We start from the raw sequence: 23,094 nt of genomic DNA, 5'->3' as shown, positions 1-23,094 counted from the left end.
CGAGGACGAACGCCCCGGACGAACGGGACTTCGGTCCCTATTTCCACGCTTCGGTGAAATGGTCCGATACAGGTGTCCAGTAACGGGCGTCGGATGAAAGGCACGCCAATGAACGCTTCATCAGAGCCGCAGGCAAGGACGCGTTTTTTCGCGCGCGTGCTCGGTCCATTCCTCGTCATTGTCGACGTCACTGCGCTGGCGCGCGCTTCGGACATGCGGACACTGCTGTCCCAGTTTGAAGCGAATTCGTTGTGGACCTGGGTGACCGGGGCCTTCATTCTGCTGTTCGGCCTCTTCGTCGTCGCCGCGCACCCATACTGGCGTGGCGCCGCGGCGATCACCGTGTCGCTGCTGGGCTGGCTCATCGTGCTGCGCGGGCTGCTCCTTTTCGCCTTTCCCCAGGCTTTCGTTTCGCTGGCCAACAGCATGATCGGCGCCCAAGCCTGGTGGATTGCGGCCTGCCTGATCTTCGCGGTCGTCGGGCTTTACCTCACCTACGTCGGCTGGGCCCCGGCACCGCGCCAACCGGCATCGCACGCGGCAACCACAACCCCGGATCTTCCCCGGGCAGCATGACCACGACGGTGTCAACGTCACAGCGGCCAACCCGCGCCCGCGAATCGGGTCAAGCACCCGACGAAAGCACCGCCGACATCGGGCCCGCCTTGCGCGCTAATATGCGCGACGAGTTGGACACGTCGATGGCCGTCGCCGACGCAGCGGTCGAGGACATGGCAACAATGGGACGGGGCTCGGGCACGCTCGTCGTGAAGCGGGGTCCCAATGCCGGGTCGCAGTTTCTCCTGCAGCAGCCCATCATGTCGGCGGGTCGGCATCCCGCCAGCGACATCTTCCTCGACGACATCACAGTCAGCCGCAGGCATGCCGAGTTCCGAAGGGAGAACGGCCATTTCCGCGTCGTTGACCTCGGCAGCCTGAACAGTACCTATGTCAACCGCGAAGCCGTCGACTCGGCGGTGCTGGCCAACGGTGACGAGATCCAGATCGGCAATTTCCGCCTGGTTTTTCTCACCGGGCCGGTGACCGGTTGATACGCCGACGAGGAGAGCTTTCGTGAGCGCTGCACCCGGCGTCGAGCAAGGCGACGTGGACCTGATCCTGACCCGGCTCCTCAGCGAGGCCGGGATATTGCGTCACGTCGAACCCGAGACGGCGTCGGCGATGGTCGACCAGCTGCATACGTGCGAATTCAGGGCGGGGCAGCGAATTTTCGCTCAGGGGGACCCGGGTGATCGCGTGTACATCATCGTCACGGGCAAGGTCAAGATCAGCATGACGGGTCCCGGTGACCGCGAGAATCTCCGGGCGATCATGGGCCCGGCGGACGTCTTCGGCGAGCTGGCGGTGTTCGATCCCGGCCCCCGGTCCTGCACCGCGACGGCAATCACCGACGTGCGCGCGGTGTGGGTGAACCGTGCCACGTTGCGCGCCTGGATAGCCCACCGGCCGGTGATCGCCGAGCAACTCCTGCGGGCACTGAACCAGCGGCTACAACATACCGAGGACCAACTCATCGAGCTGATCTCCAGCGATGTGGCCACCCGCGTGGCGAGCCAGCTGTTGCTGTTGGCCCGGCGCTTTGGAACCCGCGAGCGTGATGCGCTGCGGGTCGCGCACGAGCTCAGCCAGGACGAGATGGCCCAACTCGTCGGCGCCGACCGGGTCTCGGTCAACAAAGCACTGGGCGAATTCGCTTCCCGGGGCTGGATCACGTTGCAAAGCAAGGGCGTTCTGATAACCGACGCCGACGCGCTCGCCGGCCGTGCCGCGGCGGGCGCCGCCCCGGGCGTCTGTCGGCGGCGCCCGCTGCGCGCCACCGCATGAGAATTGGCTCGAGCGTCCTTCACTCGGCGTCGCGCCTGTAATACCGTCGCGGCATGAGCGACTACGCCCCGGAAGCGGTGGACAGGCTGCCGTTCTCGACTGAAGAAAAGTCGCAGCGCTATCGGACGGACAGCTACCGCGGAGCTGTGGGGCTCAACTGGTACCTCACCGACCCCACCCTGCAGCTCACCATGGCCTACTATCTGCAGCCCGGCGAATTGGCGGTGCTGGAGCCCCATCTGACCCGAATCGGGGACCTGATGGGCGGCCCGGTGGCGCGCTGGGCCGAGGAGACCGACCGCAACCCACCCCGGCTGGAGCGATACGACCGATGGGGACACGACGTCAGCCGGGTCGTCATGCCGACGTCGTTCACCCAGTCCAAGCGCGCGGTGCTCGACGCCCAACAGGCGCTCCGGGACGCGGCCCGGGGCGCCGAGGTGAGCTCGGGCCTGGCGCTGTTCGCGTCCAACTATCTGCTCAACCAGGCCGATATCGGGATGGGCTGCGCGCTGGGCACCGGCGGCGGCATGGTGCAGTCGCTGGTGGCCGCCTACGCGCCGCGCGACGTGGCCGAGCACGTGCTGGCCAAGTTCGCCTCCGGCGAGTGGGCAGGCGAGACCGCGCAGCTGCTGACGGAACGCACCGGGGGCTCCGACCTGGGCGCGCTGGAGACCACCGCGAGACGGTCCGGCGATGCGTGGCTGCTGAACGGCTTCAAGTGGTTCGCCTCCAACTGCGCGGGGGAGGCGTTCGTCGTCCTGGCCAAGCCGGAGGGCGCGCTCGACTCGACCCGCGGCGTCGCCAACTTCCTCGTGCTGCGCAACCGGCGCGACGGTTCGCGCAACGGGGTGCGGGTGCGCCGCCTCAAGGACAAGCTCGGCACTCGTTCCGTGGCCTCCGGCGAGGTCGAGTTCGTCGACGCCGAGGCCTTTCTGCTGTCCGGCGAGCCGACGTCCGACGGCGGCCCGTCCGATGGCAAGGGGCTGGGCCGCATGATGGAACTCACCAACGCCGCGCGCCTCGGCATCGCCCAGTTCGCGCTCGGCAACGCCCGCCGCGCGCTGGTCGAATCGCTGTGCTACGCCCGGCAGCGGCACGCGTTCGGCGGGGCGCTCATCGACAAGCCGCTGATGCGGCGCAAGCTCGCCGAGATGATCGTCGACGTCGAGGCGGCGCTCGCGCTGGTCTTCGACGGGACGGGCGCGGTCAACCACCGCCAGCCCCGCAGCGTGCGGCAGCGCATCGCGGTGCCCGTCACCAAGCTCAAGGTGTGCCGGCTGGGGATCACCGCCGCGTCGGACGCGATCGAAATCCACGGCGGCAACGGCTATGTCGAGACGTGGCCGGTGGCCCGGCTGCTGCGGGACGCCCAGGTGAACACCATCTGGGAGGGCCCGGACAACATCCTGTGCCTCGACGTGCAGCGCGGCATCGAGCGGGCCGGCGCCCACGAGGCGCTGCTGGCGCGGCTGGGCGACGCCGTGTCAGTCTCCGACGACGACGAAACCACTCGCCTGATCGCGAGCCGCGTCGAGGACCTCGACGCGGCCATCACCGCGTGGGGCAAGCTCGATGGCGGTGTCGCCGAGGCGCGGCTGTTCCCGCTGGCGCAGTTCATGGGCGACGTCTATGCGGGCGCGCTGCTCACCGAGCAGGCCGCGTGGGAGCGGGAAACCCGCGGCAGCGAGCGCAAGGCGCTCGTCGCGCGGCTGTACGCGCACCGCCATCTCGCGGATCGGGGGCCGCTGCGGGGGATCGACGCCGAATCCGACGAGGCGCTCGACCGTTTCGACGAGTTGGCTGACGGCGCCTTTGCCGGCGAGCAGACATAAAAGCCCGCGACACGCCTAAGAATTGGGGGCTTTTGCGTCTGCTCGCGTTGGGAACTAAACCGGGATCAAGCCGTGCTTGCGGGCGACGCGGAACCACAGCTGCTTGTCCCGCAACAGGTGCATCGACTTGCGGAGCAGCAGCCGCGTCTCGTGCGGGTCGATGACCGCGTCGATGAAGCCGCGCTCGGCGGCGGTCCACGGGATCGCCATGTTGAGGTTGTAGCCCTCGATGAAGTCCTTCTTGATCTGCTGCGCCTCGGGGGTCGTCGGGTCGGGGAACCGCTTCATCAGCAACTGCGCGGCTCCCTCGGCGCCGATCACCGCGATCCGCGCCGTCGGCCAGGCGAAGTTGAAGTCGGCGGTCAGCTGCCGCGACCCCATCACGGCGTACGCGCCGCCGTAGGACTTGCGGACCGTGATGGTCACCTTGGGCACGTCGGCCTCTACGACGGAGTAGAGGAACCGCCCGCCGCGCTTGATGATGCCCCTCTTCTCCTCCTCGGCGCCCGGCAGGAACCCGGGGGTGTCCACGACGAAGACCAGCGGGATATTGAACGCGTCGCAGAACCGGATGAACCGCGCCGCCTTGTCGGACGCCTCGTTGTCGATCGCCCCCGACATGTGCATGGGCTGGTTGGCGATCACCCCCACGGGGTGGCCGTCGACGCGCGCGTATCCGGTGATGATGGCGGGCCCGTGCTGCGCGGCGACGTCGAGGAAGTCGCCGTCGTCGAAGATGCGCAGCAGGATCTCGTGCATGTCGTAGGCCGCGTTGTCGGAGTCCGGCACGATCGCGTCGAGCTCCAGGTCGGTCGGGGTGATCTCCGGCTCCAGACCGGGGTTGACGATCGGCGGCTTATCGAAGCAGTTCGACGGCAGGAACGACAGGTAGTCGCGGACGTATTGGAACGCCTCGGCCTCCGAGTCGACCACCTGGTGGATGTTGCCGTAGCGGGCCTGGGCGTCGGAGCCACCGAGTTCGTCGAGGGTGACCTCCTCGCCGGTGACTTCCCGAATCACGTCGGGCCCGGTGACGAAGAAGTAGCCCTGGTCGCGCACCGAGACGAGCAGATCGTCCTGGATCGGCGAATAGACCGCTCCCCCAGCGCATTTGCCGAAGATCAGCGAGATCTGCGGCACCAGCCCGGACAGCGCCTCGTGACGACGGCCCAGCTCGGCGTACCAGGCCAGCGAGGTGACGGCGTCCTGGATGCGGGCCCCGCCCGAGTCCTGGATGCCGATGATCGGGCAGCCGACCATCGCGCACCACTCCATCAACCGCGCGACCTTGCGGCCGAACATCTCGCCGACGGTGCCCTGGAACACCGTCTGGTCGTGGGAGAACACCCCGACCGGCCGGCCGTCGATCATGGCGTGCCCCGTGACGCACCCGTCCCCGTAGAGCGCGTTCGGGTCGTTCGGCGTCTTGGCCAGCGCCCCGATCTCGAAGAAGGTGCCCGGATCGACCAGCGCGTGCACGCGGGCGCGGGCGCTCGGGATGCCCTTCTTGTCGCGCTTGGCGGAGGCCTTCTCGCCGCCGGGCTCCTTGGCCAGTTCGAGGCGAGCGTGCAGCTCGGCCAGCTTCTCCGCCGTGGTGTGCTGAACGGGGGCTGGCACGGTCTCCGTCACTACTCGCCTACCTCACTTTTTCGGACGTGTCCGGCTGGTGCTTTGCCGCGATCCCGTTCAGGGCCTGGGTCATGTGCGCCCCCACCTTGGCGATGATCGGCTCGTCGATGACCTGGATGTGCTCGCCCCCGACCGGTACGACCTCGAGGTCGGACACGTGCTCGCCCCAGCCGCCGTCCGGCTTGCGGGTGGCGTAGCGCGGCTCGAACATGATCGCGTCGTCATGGTAGCGATCGGCCATGTAGAGCGTGACGTGCCCGTCGTAGGGCTGGATTTCGGCGGTGTCGATTGCCCGCTGGTCCAGGTACGACGTGCGCTGGTGTTCGATGATCCCGGCCGGGATCTGCACACCGCTCGCTCTGACCGCCTCGAGCACGAGCTGGACCTGGCCCGCGTCGTCGAGTTCCTCGAGCTGTTCGTAGGGGATCTCGTCGATGGTGACGTTGAAGGTCTTCTCGGCGAACCGGGCGTAGCGATCCCAGCGCTTGCGGATCTCCTCCTTGGTCTGCGGGATCTCCTCGCCCGGACGCACCGCGTCGATGAGCCCCACCCATTCGACGTCCTTGCCCATCTGCCTGAGCCCGATCGCGCAGGCGTAGGCCAGCGCGCCGCCCAGCGACCAGCCGGCCAGGATGTACGGCCCGTCGCCCTGCATCTCGATCAGCTTCGGCACGTATTGCGCCGCGCGCTCGGCGATGGTGCCCTCGACACGTTCGAGGCCGTACATCGGGGTGTCGGACGGCAGCCGGTTGAGCAGTGGCTCGTAGACCACCGTCGAGCCGCCGGCCGGGTGGAACACGAACACCGGCGGCTTGGTGCTGCCCTCCGGCCGGGCCCGCAGCGTGCGGACGAACCCGTCGACCTGCCCCGCCTCCAGGTACTCGCGCACCTTCTCGGCCAGCGCCTCGATGTTCTCCGACGCCAGCACGTCCTCGGCGGTGATCGGACCTCCCCCGCAAGCGGGAGGTGCCCCCACGGCGCGCTCCGAGAGGCGCTGCGCCATCTTGGCGGCGGCGTCGCCGTCGAGCGTGGGCAGCGGATTGAAGATGCCACCCGGCGACTTGCCGGTCACGATCGCCCAGGTGGCGAAGGCGACGCGCTCGGCGGCGTCGCGCGGCGGCACGTCGACCGCGGCCGCGAGGTCGGGCCGCTTGCCGTTCGAGGTCGGCCCCGACGGGTTCGTCGGCGGCGGCGGGACGGGGACGTCCGAGGCCGGCGGCGCTTGCGTCGCCGGCTCCCCCTGCGGGTCGGGGGCCGGCGCCACCACCGAGGCGGCCGACGCGCCGCTGAGCAATTCGGCCTGCGCCCGGGCGATTTCCTCGGCCGTCTGTGTCTTCTGGTGCTCGTGCAGCTGCTGGACCTCGTCGCGGTGCTCCACCGCGTACTCGATCAGCTTCTCGACGGCGTAGAGGTTGGCGTCGCGCACCGCCGTCAACTGGATGGGCGGCAGGTCGAAGTCGTATTCGACGCGGTTCTTGATCCGCACCGCCATCAGCGAGTCGAGGCCCAGCTCGATCAGCGGCACCTCCCACGGCAGGTCCTCGGGCTCGTAGCCCATGGCCGCGCCGACGATGGCGCCGAGCCGCTCGGCGATGGTCTCGCCCGAGTCCGGCGACCACTTGGTGAACCCGGCAGGCATGTACCGGTTGGTCAGGCTGTCGGCCAGCGTCTCCGTGTCCGCGTCCTCGCCGGGAGCGTCCGCGGCCGACGCGGCGCCGTTGACCGGGGCCGCGATCGCCGTGCCCGCGCCGACCGCCGCCGGCAGCACCGATTCGGAGCCGCCCCGGGTCACCAGCGCGTCGTACACCAGCGTGAAGGACTCGTCGATGCGCGCGTGCACCTGGACCGACGCCCCGCCGGGGTGCCGGGTCAGGGTCGTCACCAGCCGTGCGCCCTCGCTCGGCTTCGCGCGCTCCTCGGCCGCCGTCAGCTGCGCGTCCGGAAGCACCTCGGCCGCGGCGGTTTTCACCAGCGCCGCCAGGTCCGTCAGGCCTCGCGGTAAGTACTCCCAGACGTGGCGGCCATCCGGCAGCGCGACGTGGTTGCCCGGCATGAGCACCGAGCTGGTGCCGTGCGAGAAGTGCACGTCCAGCCAGTGCTCCTTGCGCTTGAAGCGGGTCGGCGGGATGTTCGCGTAATCCTGGGGCCCCTTGGCGCGGGTAAACAGGGTCCGCACGTCCAGGTCGTGGCCGTAGACGTACAGCTGCGCCATGGTCGAGACCATCGACTCGACCTCGTCCTGCTTGCGCGCCAGCGTCGGGATCAGCTGGGCGTCGTGCAGACCCGCCGAGGCCGTGGTCAGACCCACCTGCATCAGCGCGACGGGATTGGGCGCCAGCTCCAGGAACGTGGTGTGCCCGCTGTCGACGGCGTTGCGGATCCCATGGGTGAAGTAGACGCTGTGACGCAGGCCCTTCTTCCAGTAGTCGACGTCGTGGATCGGGTCGCCGCCGGGCTTGATGTAGCTGCCCTCGTGCACGGTCGAGTAGATCCCGCACGTGGGGCTCATCGGCTTGATGCCCTGCAGCTCCGCGGCGAGCTCGCCGAGCAGCGGGTCCATCTGCGAGGTGTGGCTGGCGCCCTTGGTCTGGAACTTGCGGGCGAACTTGCCCTCCGATTCCGCGCGGGCGATGATCGCGTCCACCTGCTCGGGCGGGCCCCCGATGACCGTCTGGGTGGGGGCGGCGTAGACGCACACCTCCAGGTCGGGGAAGTCGGAGAACACCGTCTTGATCTCGTCGGCGGAGTACTCCACCAGCGCCATCAGCCGGATGTACTCGCCGAACAGCATCGCCTCGCCCTCGCCCATGAGATGCGAACGGGAGCAGATGGCCCGGGTGGCGTCGCGCAGCGACAGCCCGCCGGCGAAGTAGGCCGACGCGGCCTCGCCCAGCGACTGGCCGACCACCGCGGCGGGCTTGGCGCCGTGGTGCTTGAGCAGCTCACCCAGCGCGATCTGGATCGCGAAGATGGTGACCTGGGTGGTCTCGATGCCGTAGTCCTGCGAGTCGTCGAGGATCAGCTCGAGCACCGAGTAGCCCAGCTCGTCCTGGACCAGCGCGTCGACCTTCTCGATCCACTGGGCGAAGACCGCGTCGCGCAGGTACAGGCTCTTGCCCATCTTGCGGTGCTGCGCGCCGAATCCGGCCAGCACCCACACCGGGCCGTTGGTCACCGGCCCGTCGGCGCTGAAGACATTCGGCCGCTGCTTGCCCTCGGCGATGGCCCGCAGGCCTTTGACCGCCTCGTCGTGGTCGTGCGCCAGCACCACCGCGCGCGAGCGGCCGTGGTTGCGGCGCGACAGCGACCGGCCGATCGATTCCAGCGACGCCGCCTGCCCCTCGGGGCTTTCCATCCAGTCCGCGAGCTCGGCGGCTGCGGCCTTCTTGCGTGACGTCAGGAACGCCGACACGGCCAGCGGGATCACCGGCGGCGGAAGCTCTTGCACCGCAAGCTCTTCCATCGCGGCCTCTTTGAGGCTCAGCGCCTCTTCCGTCACGCCCGGCAGGTCGGGCTCTTCCTCGTCCGCCACGGGCGTGTCGGTGAGGATGTTGCCGAAGTCGTCGAACCGCAGCGAGTGGCCTTCGAGGGTGGGCGCCTCGGCCGCTTCGGCGGCGGCCTTCACCTCGGGTTTGGCCTCGGGCTCTTTTTCGACGACGTCACGCGGCAGGACCTCGCGGACCACCACGTGCGCGTTGGCGCCGCCGAAACCGAAGCTCGACACCCCGGCGAGGGCGTAGCCGCCGTAGCGCGGCCAGTCGGTCGCCTGGTCGGCGACCTTCAACCGCATCCCGTCGAAGTCGATGTACGGGCTCGGTCCGGCGAAGTTGATCGACGGCGGCAGCTTGTCGTGCTGCAACGCCAGCACCACCTTGGCCAAGCTGGCCGCGCCGGCCGCCGACTCCATGTGGCCCACATTGGTTTTCACCGCGCCCAGCAGCGCCGGCCGATCGGCGGGACGTCCCCTGCCGACCACGCGGCCCAGCGCCTCGGCCTCGATCGGGTCGCCCAGGACGGTCCCGGTGCCGTGCGCCTCGATGTAGTCGACGGTGCGCGGATCGATCCCGGCGTCCTTGTAGGCCCGGCGCAGCACGTCGGCCTGCGCGTCCTGGTTGGGCGCGATCAGGCCGTTGGACCGGCCGTCGTGATTGACCGCGGTGCCGGCGATCACGGCGAGGATCTGGTCCCCGTCGCGGCGGGCGTCGTCGACCCGCTTGAGCACCACCATGCCGCCGCCCTCGGAGCGGGTGTAGCCGTCGGCGTCCGAGGAGAACGACTTGATCCGGCCGTCGGGGGCCAGCACCGCGCCGATCTCGTCGAAACCGAGGGTCACCGCGGGCGTGAGCAGCGCGTTGACGCCGCCGGCGACGGCGACGTCGGCTTCGCCGTTACGCAGCGCCTGCACCGCCTGATGGACCGCCACCAGCGAACTCGAGCACGCGGTGTCGACCGCGACCGAGGGACCGCGGAAGTCGTAGAAGTACGACACCCGGTTGGCGATGACCGACATCGCGTTGCCGGTGATCGCATAGGGGTGCGCGACGGTCGGGTCCGAGATCGCCAGGAATCCGTAGTCGTGGTTCGAGACACCGACGTAAACGCCGACGGACTCGCCGCGCAGGCTGGACGCCGGGATGCGGGCGTGCTCGAGCGCCTCCCAGGTCAACTCCAGCGCCATCCGCTGCTGTGGGTCGATGTTGTCGGCCTCGGTCTTCGCGACGGCGAAGAACTCGGAGTCGAAGCCCTTGATGTCCTTCAGATAGCCGCCGCGGGTGCGGGCCTTCGCGACCCGCTCGGCCAGCCGCGGCTCTTCCAGGAATTCCGACCAGCGGCCCTCGGGCAGGTCGGTGATGGCGTCGCGGCCCTCCAGCAGCGCCTGCCAGGTTTCGTCGGGGCTGTTCATGTCGCCGGGCAGCCGGGTGGACAGGCCCACGATCGCGATGTCGACGCGCTCCGCGGGCCCGTTGCGCGACCAGTCGACGATGTCGACGTCGTCGTCGGCCCTTTCGGGTTCGCCCTCGATGATCCGGGTCGCCAGCGATTCGATGGTCGGATGCTGGAAAGCCACCGCGACCGACAGGGTGACACCGGTCATATCCTCGATGTCGGCGGCCATCGCCACGGCGTCGCGCGAAGACAGCCCCAGCTCGACCATCGGCACCGACTCGTCGATCGAATCGGGCGACTGCCCGGTTGCCTGGGCCACATAGTTACGCAGCCACTGGCGCATCTCGGGGACCGTCATGTCGTTCTTCTTGGCGGGGAGGTTCCCCTCCGCCGCTGAGGTGGAGTTGTTGTCAGGTTCTGTGTCAGTCATGGTTCCCGGGTTCAGTCGTTGGCGCCGGCGAAGGCGGTCGGCGAACCGACGCCGCTGCGCAGGCTTCCGTCGAGGTAGGCGGCGCGGCACGCGCGGCGCCCGATCTTCCCGCTCGAAGTACGCGGAATCGTCCCGGCCTGCACCAGCAGAACGTCGCGCACGGTCACCCCGTGCCCCACGGCGATGGCCGCCCGGATGTCGTCGGTGATGGGCTGGTAGTCGAGCTTGTGCGCACCGGCGGCGCGTTCCCCGACGATCACCAGCTGCTCGGAGGAGTCCTCCGGATCGAATTTGAGGCCGACGTGCGGGTAGTCGAACACCACCTGCGGCAGCTGGTTGGCCGGAACGGAGAAGGCGGCCACGTAGCCGACCCGCAACGCCTTGGTGGATTCCTGCGCCGTGTACTCCAGGTCTTGCGGGTAGTGGTTACGGCCGTCGATGATGACCAGGTCCTTGATCCGGCCCGCTATATAGAGGTGGCCCTTGTAGTAGGTGCCGTAGTCGCCGGTACGCACCCACAGCCCATCATCGGCGGCCCCCTCGGCGTGCGACTCGGGGATCCGCGACTTGAGGATGTTTTTGAAGACTTCGGAAGTCTCTTCTTCCTTGCCCCAGTAGCCGACTCCCAGGTTCTTGCCGTGCAACCAGATCTCGCCGATTTGCCCATCCGGCAGCTCGCTGGCCGTGTCGGGCTCGACGATGACCGCCCACTCGTCGACACCCACCTTGCCGGCGGAAACCTGCGCGACGGCTTTCGGCGCGTCGGCGGGTACCTCCACGAAGCGCTGATTGTTCAGCTCGTCCCGGTCGACGTAAATGACCCTCGGCTTCTCGTCCATAGGCGTGGTCGAAACGAACAGCGTCGCCTCGGCCAGGCCATAGGACGGCTTGATCGCCTCCTCCTTGAGGCCATAGGGCGCAAAGGCCTCGTAGAACTTGCGCATCGACGCGGGGCTCACCGGCTCGCTCCCGTTGAGGATCCCCTTGACGTTGCTCAGGTCCAGCGGCGGCTCGTCGTCGCGGGGCAGGCCGCGCACCGCGGCGTGTTCGAACGCGAAGTTCGGCGCGGCCGAGAAGACCCCGCCGGTCTCTCCTGGCTTGCGCGCGAGTTCGCGGATCCAACGGCCGGGCCGGCGCACGAACGCGGCCGGTGTCATGAAGGTGAAGTCCTGGCCGAGCACCGACGACAACAGCGCCGTGATCAGGCCCATGTCGTGGAAGAAGGGCAGCCACATGCACCCACGGTCGCCCTCGGTGCCCTCCAGCGCGTTCAGCACCTGCAGCACGTTGGTGGGCAGGCTCAGGTGGGTGATCTGCACGCCGCTCGGAATGCGGGTGGAGCCGGAGGTGTACTGCAGGTAGGCAATGGTGTTCTCGTCGGCGTCGGGCTCCTGCCAGGTGGAGGCGACCTCGTTGGGCACCGCGTCGACGGCGATGACGCGCGGCCGTTCCTGGGCCGAACGGGCGCGGATGAACTTGCGGACGCCTTCGGCGGCGTCGGTGGTGGTCAGGATCGTCGCCGGGGTGCAGTCGTCGAGCACGGCGTGCAAACGACCGACGTGGCCCGGCTCGGCCGGGTCGAACAGCGGCACCGCGATCCTGCCCGAGTAGAGCGTGCCAAAGAATGAGACGAGGTAGTCCAGGTTCTGCGGGCACAGGATGGCGATGCGGTCACCGGGCTGGGTGACCTGCTGCAGCCGGGCGCCGACGGCTCGATTGCGAGCACCGAAGTCCGCCCACGAGAGGTCGCGTGCCACACCGTCGCGTTCGGTGGAGAAGTCCAGGAATCGATACGCCAGCCTGTCGCCGCGAACCTTCGCCCACTTTTCAACGTGACGAACCAGGTTCGTGTTATCCGGGAACCTGATCTTTCCATTCACGATGAATGGGTTGTGGTACGCCATGCCGCCCTCTCCTGTCACAACCATCTCGGTCGGCTTCGCCGACTTAATGCCTCCGTGTCGGCTGCGCCGACGGGTCCTCTATACACGAGCCGGCTTTGAACGACCCGCGCTCGGGAGCGCCGTCCCTGCCAGACCCAGCCGGCCTCAACCCCAATCTGGGCCGCAACGAAGCTCTGATTGCTCTTAATTTCCTCTTAATGTTAAGGGGCGCCTCGCAGCAGACCAAATCACAAGGTACCGCCGATCGCGTCACGGATTCGCCTACGTGGCGGTTGTGTCACCCGTGTTTGGGGTGCGGCGCGTTTTCGATCAGCCTGCGCGCCCAATTCAGCGTCCAATCGGTCGCCGCCGCCCCGTCCAGGTTCCAGAACTGGGTCGTGGCGTACAGTGCGTGGACCGGTTGGCCGGCGCCGCCGGCGAGAGTGTTCAAGGTGTCGGGCAGCTTGGCGACGCTGAACGCCTCGTTCGGCGCGGCGCAGATCAGGTCGCCGGGCGCGCAGATCTCGTTCGTCTTGCTGCTCAGCGCGCCGAAGCCGCCCGGCCGGGCGCCGCTCATGGTCAGGCCGAGCCCGGACAGCACCGGCACCTCGTGCAGGGTGATCTCGGCGCCCTCGCCGGGCGGGTTGGGCCCGACGTCGTTGCCGACCCCGTCCTGGCGGCGACCGTCGGCGATCAACGTCACACCGAGCACCAGGTCGTCGTCCACGGGTCCACGGCCGTTGCCGATGTCGCTGGCGATGTCACCCACGATCACCGCGCCCTGGGAAAACCCCATCAGCACGTAGCTGGTCAGCGGGCACTTTGTGTTCATGTCGGTCATCGCCTGGACGGTCGCGCGGGTCCCTTCGGCCCGGCTTTCGTTGTAGGACATCTGGGTGTCGCCGGTCAGCGGATTGTGAAACTGCGCCGTGTAGGGCGTCGTGTACGTCTGCACCCGGGACGAGGGGAACTGCTGGGAGATCTCCGCGGTCACCTTGTGCAGCAACGCATTCGGGAATTGCGTCGGGTTGAGCGGGTCGTCCTGCGGGGCGGACTCCCAGGTCCCGGGGACGTTGATCACCTGCACGTCGGGGCACGACGCGTCCTGGGAAGCGGGCCGCGGCTTGTGCGGGTGGGTGGTCGTGGAGGGCGGCGGCAGGATGCCGGGCGGTACCGCGCTGGGAGGTGTTTTGGGGCCGCGCAGCAGCATCACCACGGCCACGATGACCAGCAACACGACGCCGGCCACCGCGAGGGCGGCTATCCAGGCGAGGGTTCGGTGGCGCTTACGCCGCGCGCTCGTGGTCATCTTCTCCTGCTGGCAGAGTCGGTCGATCGCAGCTCGATTCCGGGGGAAGCGGCCGCCCCGCCCTCTGCTGCGCTCCCTACAACGGTACCGGCGTTCGGCGCGGCGCCTGACTAGCGGATTGCCCCCACGATGTCGCCCGACATGGCTCCCAGCTGCCCAGACCACGAGCCCCAGCCGTTGTCACCGCCGCCCGGGAAGTCGAAGTGCCCGTTGTGGCCGCCCACGCTGCGGTACTGCTGGTAGAACATCCGGCTGTTGCCCATCGCCTCACCGGCCTGGCCGATCATGGCGGCGGGATCGCTTGCCGCGTCGGTGGTCGGGCTGAAGACCCACACGCGCGTGTTGTTCTGCGCCAGCAGCGAGGCGTGCACGTACGGGTCGTGCCACTTCCACCGGCCCAGCTGCGGGGCTCCCCACATGCCATTGCCGTCAATCCCGCCGAATTGCTGCAGGCCGGCGAGGATCGACCCGTTGGTGGTGGTGTTCGACGGGTACAGGAACCCGGACAGCGAGCCGGCGAAGCCGAAGCGGTCGGGGTGGAAGGCGGCCAGCGCCATGGCGGCGTAGCCGCCCTGGGAGGCGCCGACGGCCGCGTGACCGCCGGGCGCCAGGCCCTTGTTGGCGGCCAGCCAGTCGGGCAGCTCGCTGGACAGGAAGGTGTCCCACTGCTTGCTGCCGTCGTTCTCCCAGTTGGTGTACATGCTGTAGGCGCCCCCGGCGGGGGCCACCACCGAGATGCCCTTGCCGGCCAGCGTGTTCATCGCGTTGCCGGCGGTGACCCAGTTGCTGACATCCGGGGCGGCGTCGAAGGGGTCCAACAGATAGACCGCGTGCGGACCGCCGGCCAGGAAGGCCACCGGGATGTCACGGCCCATCGCCGCCGACGGAACCATCAGGCTCTCGTAACCCGCGGCGCGGGCGGTCCCGGTGGGACCCGTCGTCCCTAACGCCAGAGCAACGCCCAACAGCAACGTTGACAGACCCCGCACGACCCTCATGTCCACCCTCCATCGTCTAGTCGCTGTGTGCAGATTAGCCAGCGCCGTTGTTCCCCCGACCGCCGGGTAGTGAAACAAATCACACAGGCCGCGAACGAGCAGCGGCGGGAACCCCGGAAGGTGCCCGCCGCTGGTCGCGTCGCTGGTGGGTTTAGGTGCCGGTGCCCTGGTTGCCGGCGGCGGCGGCGGTAGCCGGACCGACACCGGGCGTGGCGCCCAACGTGGACTGCAGGTCGGGCAGCATCGCGTGCAGCTGCGCGCCCCAGTACGGCCAGTCGTGTGTGCCGTTGGCGTCGAAGTTGAACACCGCGTTGTGGCCACCGGCCTGGTTGTAGGCGTCCTGGAACTTCAAGTTGCTGGTCCGCACGAAGCCCTCGAGGAACTTGGCGGGCAGGTTGTCGCCACCGAGGTCGGACGGCTTGCCGTTACCGCAGTAGATCCAGATGCGGGTGTTGTTGGCGACGAGCTTGCCGACCTGCAGCGACGGGTCGTTGCGCTGCCAGGCGGGGTCGCTCGACGGCCCCCACATGTCGTCCTTCTTGTAGCCACCGGCGTCGCCCATGGCCAGGCCGATCAGCGACGGCCCCATGCCCTGCGACGGGTCCAGCAGCGCCGACAGCGAGCCGGCGTAGATGAACTGGTTGGGGTGGTAGGCGGCGAGGATCAGCGCCGACGAGCCGGCCATCGACAGGCCGACGGCGGCGCTGCCGGTCGGCTTGACCTGCTTGTTGGACGCCAGGTAGGCGGGCAGCTCGCTGGTCAGGAAGGTTTCCCACTTGTAGGTGGTGCAGCCGGCCTTGCCGCAGGCGGGCTTGTACCAGTCGGAGTAGAAGCTGGACTGCCCGCCGACCGGCATGACCACGGCGAGGCCCGACTGGTTGTACCACTCGAAAGCGGGGGTGTTGATGTCCCAGCCGTTGTAGTCGTCCTGCGCGCGCATGCCGTCGAGCAGGTAGAGCGCGGGCGCGTTGGCGCCACCGCTTTGGAACTGAATCTTGATGTCGCGGCCCATGGCGGCCGAGGGAACCTGCAGGTACTCCACCGGCAGACCCGGGCGCGAGAACGCCCCGGCGGTCGCCGAGCCCCCCACGGCGCCAATCAGACCCGAGAGCAGAGCCACGCCAACGGACCCCACCACGAGCCGTCGTGGCATGCGAGCCACGGCGCCGCGAAACCTGTCGACAAGCGTCATCCTTGCTTCCTCATCCTTCTTTCGGCCTTTCGGCGCATTTCTCCGATTGGACGCATCCCCGAATTGGGTCGGACAGCTTATGTGTCCGGCGCAGCAGTGCCCGTGTAGTCAACCACACCTGCGGGCGTCCCCTCTCATCGAGCCGGTCGGGCAAACCGCCATTTCGGGCTCCCACCCCTTGATTTTCGAGCCGACCACCGACTTGGAAAGGCCCCGAGAATCGCGTTTCCGCATGTGCCTGCCCCTCAGTGAGCACTGGTGAGAGCACAGATGTGAGGTTGCTGGGAATATCGGAGCACCCTCGGCCGAAGCCGAATTCGGCACCCGCCGAAAAAAATTTCGGCCCGGCGCCTTTACTCGCGGGGAGGCGGCGGGATCGCCTCCGGAACGGGCAGCCCGCACCTCGCGAGCTCGTAGAGCGGAACTCTATCGATGCGGTACGTGGTGAACCCGAAAGAGTGCACGACGTTGGAGACGAAGCGGTGCAAGGTCATTGGGGCTCGCACCGAGCTGAGCACCGCTTGGGTCTCCGGACATTTCAGGGCCTCCACCGCCTGGGCAACCCAGTTCACGTCCAGATAGCCCGGGATCCCGGGAGGTAACTTCACCCACGGGCCGTCGGCGATCACCCAGTCCGGGAACAGGTTCTTGTCGTGCCCGATCCGGCCGTGCTTCAACCGCTCGGTGTGCTGAGCCAGCGGATTTGCCAGACCGATCTGGTCGATCACCCTGACATCGAGCCCTACGTTCATGCCGACCATGCCCAGGTTGGTGAAAAACACCGTGTGCTGCGGCTTCTGCGGCCCTTTGTCGCCCCCGGGCGCCGGCTGCTCCTGGGGCACCAGGTCCCACTGGGTGTAGTTGCCGGACGGTAGCAGCAGCGCGCCCTCCGGGGTGTTGTCGAGGGCCGTCAGGACGGCGGCCATCCTCGGGTAGTCCAGGTAGTCGGCGGCCGTCAGCGGATGCGCGTGCCCGGTGGCCTGCGCGTAGAAGCGCCTCTCGTCGACGATTCCCGAGTACGTGACGTGGGTGGCGTCGTCGCCCATCCCGGGTGAGTTTGCTGCCCACAGCGCCCAGCCGGCGGTTCCCAGCCACAGTGCGCCGGCGGCGCCGGCCACCCAATAGCCCGTCTCCCGCGAATAATCAGCGCCGTCGGGAATCACCACCGGAATGACGGCCACCGGCGCCAGCAAACAAAACAGCGGCGCCAGCAGGACCCGCGCGTGCATGAAATCGCCGCCCTGGCGGATCCAATAGAAGCCCTGCAGCAGGCCGCTGACGACGACGAAGGCAACCACCGCCGGCGGGCTCTGCACCCCCCGCGCCACCCGGCCGTAGTCGGGCGCGAGCACCGGGCGCAGGAACGACGCGCGGCGACGCGCAACCACCAGGAGCGCCCCGAGCGCCACCAGCAACACCACCGGCACCCACACCGCGTAGGGCGCGTTGAAGTTCGAGAGATAGATCATCCCCTGCGACCACTTGTCCCCGGCCGCATCCTTGGCCAGGGCCGTCCCCGGCACCAACAGGCCGTAGTAGCCCATCCGGAAGACCTCGTAGGCCACCGGCAGGAATCCGCCGGCCACCACGACCAGCGCGCGGCGGCGCCAGGTGCGCCCCGCGATCAGCATCATGATCAGCGCCAGCCCGCCCATCAACGCCAGGTCGGGCCGGACCAGAACGCTGAACCCGGCGACGAACGCCAGCGTGCCGATGAACGCCGGGCCGTCCGGACGCCCGCGCACGGCTTGCGCCCAGCACACCATCATCCACCACAGCAGCCCGAGATAGGCCAGCGTCAGGCCGCTCTCCAGGCCGGAGGTGGCGAAGTCACGCGCCGGCGGCAACGCGATGTAGACCAGGGCCCCGGCCGGCAGCATGATCGCCCTGCGGCCCCGCAGGCTGGGCGCGTACAGCCGGCCGGCGCCCAGCATCAAGAACGCCACGCCCAGCACCGAAAGGGTCAGGGCCAGCGCCAGAGCCACGTACTCCATGCGCATCGGCCCCCCGACCCAGCTGCCCGCGTACATCAGATAGGTCCACGCCGTGGAGGTGTTCGCCTCGACCCGCTCGCCCTGATTGAAGACCGGCCCGTTCCCCGCCAGCAGATTGCGCACCGTCCGCAGCACGATGAGCCCGTCGTCGGCGATCCAGCGCCGCTGCCAGGCGCCCCACGCGAACAGGACGGCGACCACCGCCACGCTGACCCACAGCGTGGCCCGCACCATGGTGACGTAAGGGAACAGCGGCCGTCCGGCCCGCCTGATCACCGGCCGGCGCCTCACCCCCGCCCCCACCGCCTGCACCTGGGGACTAGCCGAAGGCAACGGCGGCCCCAACTGTCGCGATCCAGGCCAGCGCCAAGAACTGCAGCACCCGGTCGCGCAACGCTATGTCCTCGGGCTCCCCGGCCAGCCCGCCGTCGACGTCGACCGCGTAGCGCAGGACCGCGATGGTGAAGGGGACCATCGACACCACGAACCAGCCCGCCTCGCCGTGTTCGCGCTCGAACGCCCACAGCCCATAGCACAGCACCACCGCGGTGGCCGACATCGTCCAGACGAATCGCAGATAGGTGCTGGTGTAGCTCTCCAGCGCCTTGCGGATCGCCGCGCCGGTGCGCTCGGCAAGTTGCAGCTCGGCGTAGCGCTTGCCGGCCACCATGAACAGCGACGCGAACGCGGCCATCAGCAAAAACCACTGCGAGAGCCGGGTGTCGGTGGCCGCACCCCCGGCGATGGCCCGCAGCAGATACGCCGACGACACGATGCAGATGTCCATCACCGCCTGGTGCTTGAGGCCGAAGCAGTACGCCAGCTGCATGGCGAGGTAGACCACCATCACCAGCGCCAGGTTCGGCGTCAGCCACCAGGCCAGGCCGAGTGACACCACCCCGAGCGCGACGGCCAGGGCGTAGGCCAGCCACTCGGGCACCACGCCGGCGGCGATCGGGCGGAACCTTTTGGTCGGGTGTTCGCGGTCGGCCTCGACGTCGCGGACGTCGTTGATCAGGTATATCGACGAGGCCGCCAGGCTGAACACAACGAAGGCCACCGACACCTGCATCGCCAGTTGGCCGTAGTCGTAGCGGTGGCCGCGGCCCGCCGCGCTCAGCGGCGCGGCCAGCACCAACACGTTCTTCACCCACTGCCGCGGGCGGATCGCCTTGACGACCCCGGTGATCACATTGCCCGGGGGCCCGGTCACCACGTCTTCGCTCATTCGACGCACCTCTTTCGGGACCTCTCGCCGATCCGGCCCGTGATCCGGGCGACCGCGGCGCCAAGGGCGACGCCGAAGGCCACGTCGCTGGGGTAGTGCACCCCCAGGAGCATCCGCGACAGCGCCATCGGCGGTATCAGGACCGCGGCGCACATTCCTCTGGGCAACCCGGTGACCCGCCCCATCAGGATGGCCGCGGCCGTGGTGGAGGTGGCGTGCGCGGAGGGAAAGCTCAACTGGCTGGGTGTGCCTACGTTGACCGCGACGGACGGATCATGCGGCCGTGGGCGCCGCACCAACCGCTTGATCAGCACGGCGGCGGCGTGCGCGGCGAACGCCCCGGCCCCCACCATCAGCCAGTCGCGGCGACGTCTCGGCATCAGCGCCGCACCGAGCAACGCGACGGCCACCCAGCCGATGCTGTGCTCCCCGAAGTAGGACAGCCCCCGCGCCACGGTCAGCACGCCGGGGCGGTCCGCCAGCGCCGACTGAACGGCCACCAGCGCGGCCACTTCGCCGCGCGGAGCGGCCGATTCAGCCATGCTCGGGTCTTTTGTCGGGCTCATCGTGCGCCGGCAACAACGCCGTCTCCCACTTCTGCTTGCTGGACAGCACGGGCAGCGCCTCCCGGTACACCCGACGCATCTCGTCGAACCGGCCCAGCAACAGACGCTGGCGCCGCAGCGACTTGAGCAGCAGCGAGACCATCTTGCGGCGGTCGCGCTGCCGGTAGACGACCCCGCATCCGTCGGCGGTCGTCACGGTCACGCCGTCGACGGTGCACAGCCGGAACCACCGCGCGTCCTGCGTGGGCACGTTGTACTCCGGCCGCAGGTGAGCCGCCGGGTCGGCCTTGGTCATGTTGTGCAATACCCCGCGGGACAGGCGGTAGCCGATGGAGACGGGGTTGACCGGTGGCTTCATCGCCTTGCTCCGGTGCAGTGGTTGCGGCAGCTCGCTCGCCGCGGGCAGCACGACCGCGTCCGGGTACTCCTTGCGCATCCGGTGCACTTCCGGCAGCGCGCTCTCCAGGATCGAAAAGATGTGCTCGGGGCCGGCCAGGAAGTCGTCAATGGCCTTGTTCTGGATCGCTACCGTCGAATATTCAAGGCAGGCAAGGTGTTTCAGCGTCGCCTTGAGGTGGCTGCGGACCAGGCCGGTGACATCACCGTCCCAGTGCATCGCCGCCACCACCAGCCGGTTGCGCAGGTGAAAGTAGGCCTGCCAGTCGATGGCGTCGTCCTTGTCGCTCCAGGCCATGTGCCAGATCGCCGCGCCGGGCAGGGTGACGGTCGGGTACCCGCGCTCGGCGGCCCGCAGCCCGTAGTCGGCGTCGTCCCATTTGATGAACAGCGGCAACGGCTGCCCGAGCTCCTCGGCGACCTGCCGCGGGATCATGCACGTCCACCAGCCGTTGTAGTCGACGTCGATGCGGCGGTGCAGCAGCTTGCTTCGGTCGTTGTTGTCGTTCAACGGATATTCGGCGAAGTCATGGTCGTACTCGGCGTGCGGCGCGGAGGTCCACATGAAGTTCGACCGGTCCACCACCTCGCCCATGATGTGCAGGTGTGACGGCTCCTGCAGGTTGAGCATCTGACCGCCCACCAGCATGGGGCTCTTGGCGAAGCGGTGCATCGCCAGGACCCGCAGGATCGAGTCCGGCTCGATGCGGATGTCGTCGTCCATGAACAGGATCTGTTGGCAGTCGGTGTTTTTCAGCGCTTCGTACATCACCCGGCTGTAGCCGCCGGAACCGCCGAGGTTGGGCTGGTCGTGGATGGACAGCCGATTGCCCAGCCGGGCGGCCGCGGCGGGAAAGTCGGGGTGATCGCGCACCTTGCGGACCCCTTGGTCGGGCACGATCACGGCCCCGATCACCGCGTCCACCAACGGGTCCGCGGTCAGCGTGCTCAGCGCGTTGGCGCAGTCGGCCGGGCGGTTGAACGTGGGAATGCCGACGGCGATGTTGGCCGTGCCCGGGGCGGGCTCGGTCGCATACCAACCGCCGCTGAGCAGGGTGACCTTGCTGTCGGTGGTGATGTCGAACCAGATCCAGCCGCCGTCCTCGAACGGCTTCAGCGCAACCTCGATCTCGGCGACCGCGGGTTCGTCCTCGCCGCCGGCGAATTGGCGGCCCTCGACGAAGATGCGCGCCCCGGTGGCCTTGGTCCGGTAGACGTCGACGCGACCGGACCCGGTCAGCTCGACGCGCAGCACCACCGACTGGCAGATCGACCAGCGGCGCCAGTAGCTGGCGGGGAATGCGTTGAAGTACGTGGCGAACGACACCTCGGACTCCGCGCCGATCTGCAGCGACGTGCGTGACGTCGCGTGCGCGCGCCGGGCGTTGGTCGTCGACTCGTCGAGGTACAGCTTGCGCACGTCGAGCGGTTCACCGGGACGCGGCAGGATGATGCGGGACAGCAGGCTGACGGCGCTCATATCCGCGCCCCCTCGTCCTCGACGAGGGCGGCGCCGTCGCGCAGGTGCGGCGCCAGGGTGTTGTCGTACATGTTCAGCGCGCTGGCAATGGCCATGTGCATATCCAGGTATCGGTAGGTGCCCAGCCGGCCACCGAAGAGCACCTTCGATGACGCGGTCTCGGACTTCGCCCTGGCTCGGTAGGCGGCCAACAGGGCGCGGTCGGCCTCGGTGTTGATCGGGTAGTAGGGCTCGTCGTCGTCCTCGGCGAACCGGGAGTACTCGCGCATGATGACGGTCTTGTCGGTCGGGTAGTCACGCTCGGTGTGGAAGTGCCGGAATTCGTGGATGCGTGTGTATGGCGGGTCCGGGTCGTTGTAGTTCATCACCGGGGTGCCCTGGAAATCACCGATCGGCAGCACTTCCACCTCGAAGTCCAGGGTGCGCCAGCCCAGCCGGCCTTCGGCGTAGTCGAAGTAGCGGTCCAGCGGACCGGTGTACACCACGGGGGCCTGCGGGCTGTCCGCGCGCAGTTGGTCGCGCACGTCGAACCAGTCGGTGTCCAGCCTGACCTCGATGCGGTTGTCGGCGGCCATGTTCTCCAGCCACGCGGTGTAGCCGTGGACCGGCAGGCCCTCGTAGGTGTCGCTGAAGTAGCGGTTGTCGAACGTGTAGCGCACCGGAAGACGGGTGATGTTGGACGCGGGCAGTTCCTTGGGGTCGGTCTGCCACTGCTTGGCGGTGTAGTTCTTGATGAACGCCTCGTAGAGCGGCCGGCCGACCAGCGAGATGGCCTTCTCCTCGAAGTTCTGCGCGTCTGCGGTGTTGATCTCGGCGGCCTGCTCGGCGATCAGCTGCCGCGCTTCATCCGGAGTGAAGTACCTGCCGAAGAACTGCGACACCAGGCCCAGTCCCATCGGGAACTGGTAGGCCTGGCCGTTGTGCATCGCGAACACCCGGTGCCGGTAGTCGGTGAACTCGGTGAACTGGCGCACGTAATCCCAGACCCTCTTGTTCGAGGTGTGGAACAGGTGGGCGCCGTACTTGTGCACCTCGATGCCGGTCCGGGGCTCGGCCTCGGAATACGCGTTGCCCCCGATGTGCGGGCGCCGGTCGACGACGAGCACGCACTTTCCGAGTTGGGTAGCCACGCGCTCGGCGATGGTCAGGCCGAAGAATCCGGAACCGACGACAAGAAGATCGAAACGAGCGGTCATCGGTTGCTTAGGGTATCCGACCGCACGGGCCTAACCCATTTGGCGAGGCCAGGGAGTCCGGGTTAAAGGCAAAAGACGAGGGCTTTGGAAGACCCGGATCGCCGGTCACAGTCGGAGTCGCAATTACCTCACGATTCAATATCAGCACTCTAGTCACACCAATCCCACTCGTACCATCGACTCTGTGTGCTTCATGCCGGATAGGACAGGCAGGAGACGCCGACAC

General features: G+C 68.3%; 15 protein-coding genes. 4 read left to right on the top strand and 11 right to left on the bottom strand.

Annotated features, from left to right (window positions below):
• The first annotated feature begins 93 nt into the window (after positions 1–93).
• From VMD50_RS08750 to VMD50_RS08735, 4 genes are all read left to right on the top strand, one after another.
• Complete coding sequence (locus VMD50_RS08750; RefSeq protein ID WP_414686028.1) at positions 94–576, top strand: hypothetical protein; 483 nt, start codon at positions 94–96, stop codon at positions 574–576.
• Positions 573–1,052 (top strand): FHA domain-containing protein, encoded by a 480-nt coding sequence (locus tag VMD50_RS08745; RefSeq protein ID WP_414686027.1) that lies wholly within the window; start codon positions 573–575, stop codon positions 1,050–1,052. Before VMD50_RS08750 ends, VMD50_RS08745 begins: the two co-directional genes overlap by 4 nt.
• Before the next feature lie 67 nt (positions 1,053–1,119).
• Entirely contained in the window at positions 1,120–1,845 is a 726-nt protein-coding gene (locus tag VMD50_RS08740) for a Crp/Fnr family transcriptional regulator (protein WP_325426880.1), read from the top strand.
• A gap of 53 nt (positions 1,846–1,898) precedes the next feature.
• Positions 1,899–3,680 (top strand): acyl-CoA dehydrogenase family protein, encoded by a 1,782-nt coding sequence (locus tag VMD50_RS08735; protein ID WP_325426828.1) that lies wholly within the window; start codon positions 1,899–1,901, stop codon positions 3,678–3,680.
• 54 nt (positions 3,681–3,734) lie between these two features.
• Here VMD50_RS08735 and VMD50_RS08730 read toward each other — a convergent pair whose 3' ends face one another.
• The 11 genes from VMD50_RS08730 to glf all read right to left on the bottom strand — a co-directional run bounded on the left by VMD50_RS08730 (position 3,735) and on the right by glf (position 22,868).
• Positions 3,735–5,309 (bottom strand): acyl-CoA carboxylase subunit beta, encoded by a 1,575-nt coding sequence (locus VMD50_RS08730; RefSeq protein ID WP_325426826.1) that lies wholly within the window; start codon positions 5,307–5,309, stop codon positions 3,735–3,737.
• 7 nt (positions 5,310–5,316) lie between these two features.
• Positions 5,317–10,626, bottom strand: a complete 5,310-nt coding sequence (pks13, locus tag VMD50_RS08725) for a polyketide synthase Pks13 (RefSeq protein WP_325426824.1) — start codon at positions 10,624–10,626, stop codon at positions 5,317–5,319.
• An 11-nt stretch (positions 10,627–10,637) separates the two neighbouring features.
• The gene (fadD32, locus tag VMD50_RS08720; protein ID WP_325426822.1) at positions 10,638–12,530 is read right to left on the bottom strand and encodes a long-chain-fatty-acid--AMP ligase FadD32; all 1,893 of its coding nucleotides are present in this window, start codon (positions 12,528–12,530) and stop codon (positions 10,638–10,640) included.
• A 277-nt stretch (positions 12,531–12,807) separates the two neighbouring features.
• Complete coding sequence (culp6, locus tag VMD50_RS08715) at positions 12,808–13,818, bottom strand: carboxylesterase Culp6 (protein WP_325426820.1); 1,011 nt, start codon at positions 13,816–13,818, stop codon at positions 12,808–12,810.
• A gap of 110 nt (positions 13,819–13,928) precedes the next feature.
• Entirely contained in the window at positions 13,929–14,807 is an 879-nt protein-coding gene (locus VMD50_RS08710; protein ID WP_325426878.1) for an esterase family protein, read from the bottom strand.
• Between the two features lie 160 nt (positions 14,808–14,967).
• Entirely contained in the window at positions 14,968–16,008 is a 1,041-nt protein-coding gene (locus VMD50_RS08705) for an esterase family protein (RefSeq protein WP_325426818.1), read from the bottom strand.
• Between the two features lie 353 nt (positions 16,009–16,361).
• Positions 16,362–18,335, bottom strand: a complete 1,974-nt coding sequence (gene aftB / locus VMD50_RS08700) for a terminal beta-(1->2)-arabinofuranosyltransferase (protein WP_325426816.1) — start codon at positions 18,333–18,335, stop codon at positions 16,362–16,364.
• Positions 18,322–19,230, bottom strand: a complete 909-nt coding sequence (locus VMD50_RS08695; protein ID WP_325426814.1) for a decaprenyl-phosphate phosphoribosyltransferase — start codon at positions 19,228–19,230, stop codon at positions 18,322–18,324. The genes aftB and VMD50_RS08695 overlap by 14 nt, the downstream gene beginning before the upstream one ends.
• Complete coding sequence (locus tag VMD50_RS08690) at positions 19,227–19,772, bottom strand: phosphatase PAP2 family protein (protein WP_325426812.1); 546 nt, start codon at positions 19,770–19,772, stop codon at positions 19,227–19,229. The genes VMD50_RS08695 and VMD50_RS08690 overlap by 4 nt, the downstream gene beginning before the upstream one ends.
• Positions 19,765–21,672, bottom strand: coding sequence for a glycosyltransferase (locus tag VMD50_RS08685; RefSeq protein WP_325426810.1), 1,908 nt, complete (start codon positions 21,670–21,672; stop codon positions 19,765–19,767). The genes VMD50_RS08690 and VMD50_RS08685 overlap by 8 nt, the downstream gene beginning before the upstream one ends.
• The gene (glf, locus tag VMD50_RS08680) at positions 21,669–22,868 is read right to left on the bottom strand and encodes a UDP-galactopyranose mutase (protein ID WP_325426808.1); all 1,200 of its coding nucleotides are present in this window, start codon (positions 22,866–22,868) and stop codon (positions 21,669–21,671) included. Before glf ends, VMD50_RS08685 begins: the two co-directional genes overlap by 4 nt.
• Between the last annotated feature and the right edge of the window lie 226 nt (positions 22,869–23,094).

Source organism: Mycobacterium sp., from assembly GCF_035506235.1.
Taxonomy (GTDB): domain Bacteria; phylum Actinomycetota; class Actinomycetes; order Mycobacteriales; family Mycobacteriaceae; genus Mycobacterium.
The sequence above is the reverse complement of the archived record's forward strand: the minus strand, read 5'-3'. Positions and strand labels throughout refer to the sequence as shown.

Excerpts from the sequence above, each read along its gene's own strand:
- VMD50_RS08750 (WP_414686028.1), top strand. The coding sequence starts at position 94 with ATGAAAGGCACGCCAATGAACGCTTCATCAGAGCCGCAGGCAAGGACG.
- VMD50_RS08745 (WP_414686027.1), top strand. The coding sequence starts at position 573 with ATGACCACGACGGTGTCAACGTCACAGCGGCCAACCCGCGCCCGCGAA.
- VMD50_RS08735 (WP_325426828.1), top strand. The coding sequence starts at position 1,899 with ATGAGCGACTACGCCCCGGAAGCGGTGGACAGGCTGCCGTTCTCGACT.
- pks13 (WP_325426824.1), bottom strand. The coding sequence starts at position 10,626 with ATGACTGACACAGAACCTGACAACAACTCCACCTCAGCGGCGGAGGGG.
- fadD32 (WP_325426822.1), bottom strand. The coding sequence starts at position 12,530 with ATGGCGTACCACAACCCATTCATCGTGAATGGAAAGATCAGGTTCCCG.
- culp6 (WP_325426820.1), bottom strand. The coding sequence starts at position 13,818 with ATGACCACGAGCGCGCGGCGTAAGCGCCACCGAACCCTCGCCTGGATA.
- VMD50_RS08705 (WP_325426818.1), bottom strand. The coding sequence starts at position 16,008 with ATGACGCTTGTCGACAGGTTTCGCGGCGCCGTGGCTCGCATGCCACGA.
- VMD50_RS08695 (WP_325426814.1), bottom strand. The coding sequence starts at position 19,230 with ATGAGCGAAGACGTGGTGACCGGGCCCCCGGGCAATGTGATCACCGGG.
- VMD50_RS08690 (WP_325426812.1), bottom strand. The coding sequence starts at position 19,772 with ATGGCTGAATCGGCCGCTCCGCGCGGCGAAGTGGCCGCGCTGGTGGCC.
- VMD50_RS08685 (WP_325426810.1), bottom strand. The coding sequence starts at position 21,672 with ATGAGCGCCGTCAGCCTGCTGTCCCGCATCATCCTGCCGCGTCCCGGT.
- glf (WP_325426808.1), bottom strand. The coding sequence starts at position 22,868 with ATGACCGCTCGTTTCGATCTTCTTGTCGTCGGTTCCGGATTCTTCGGC.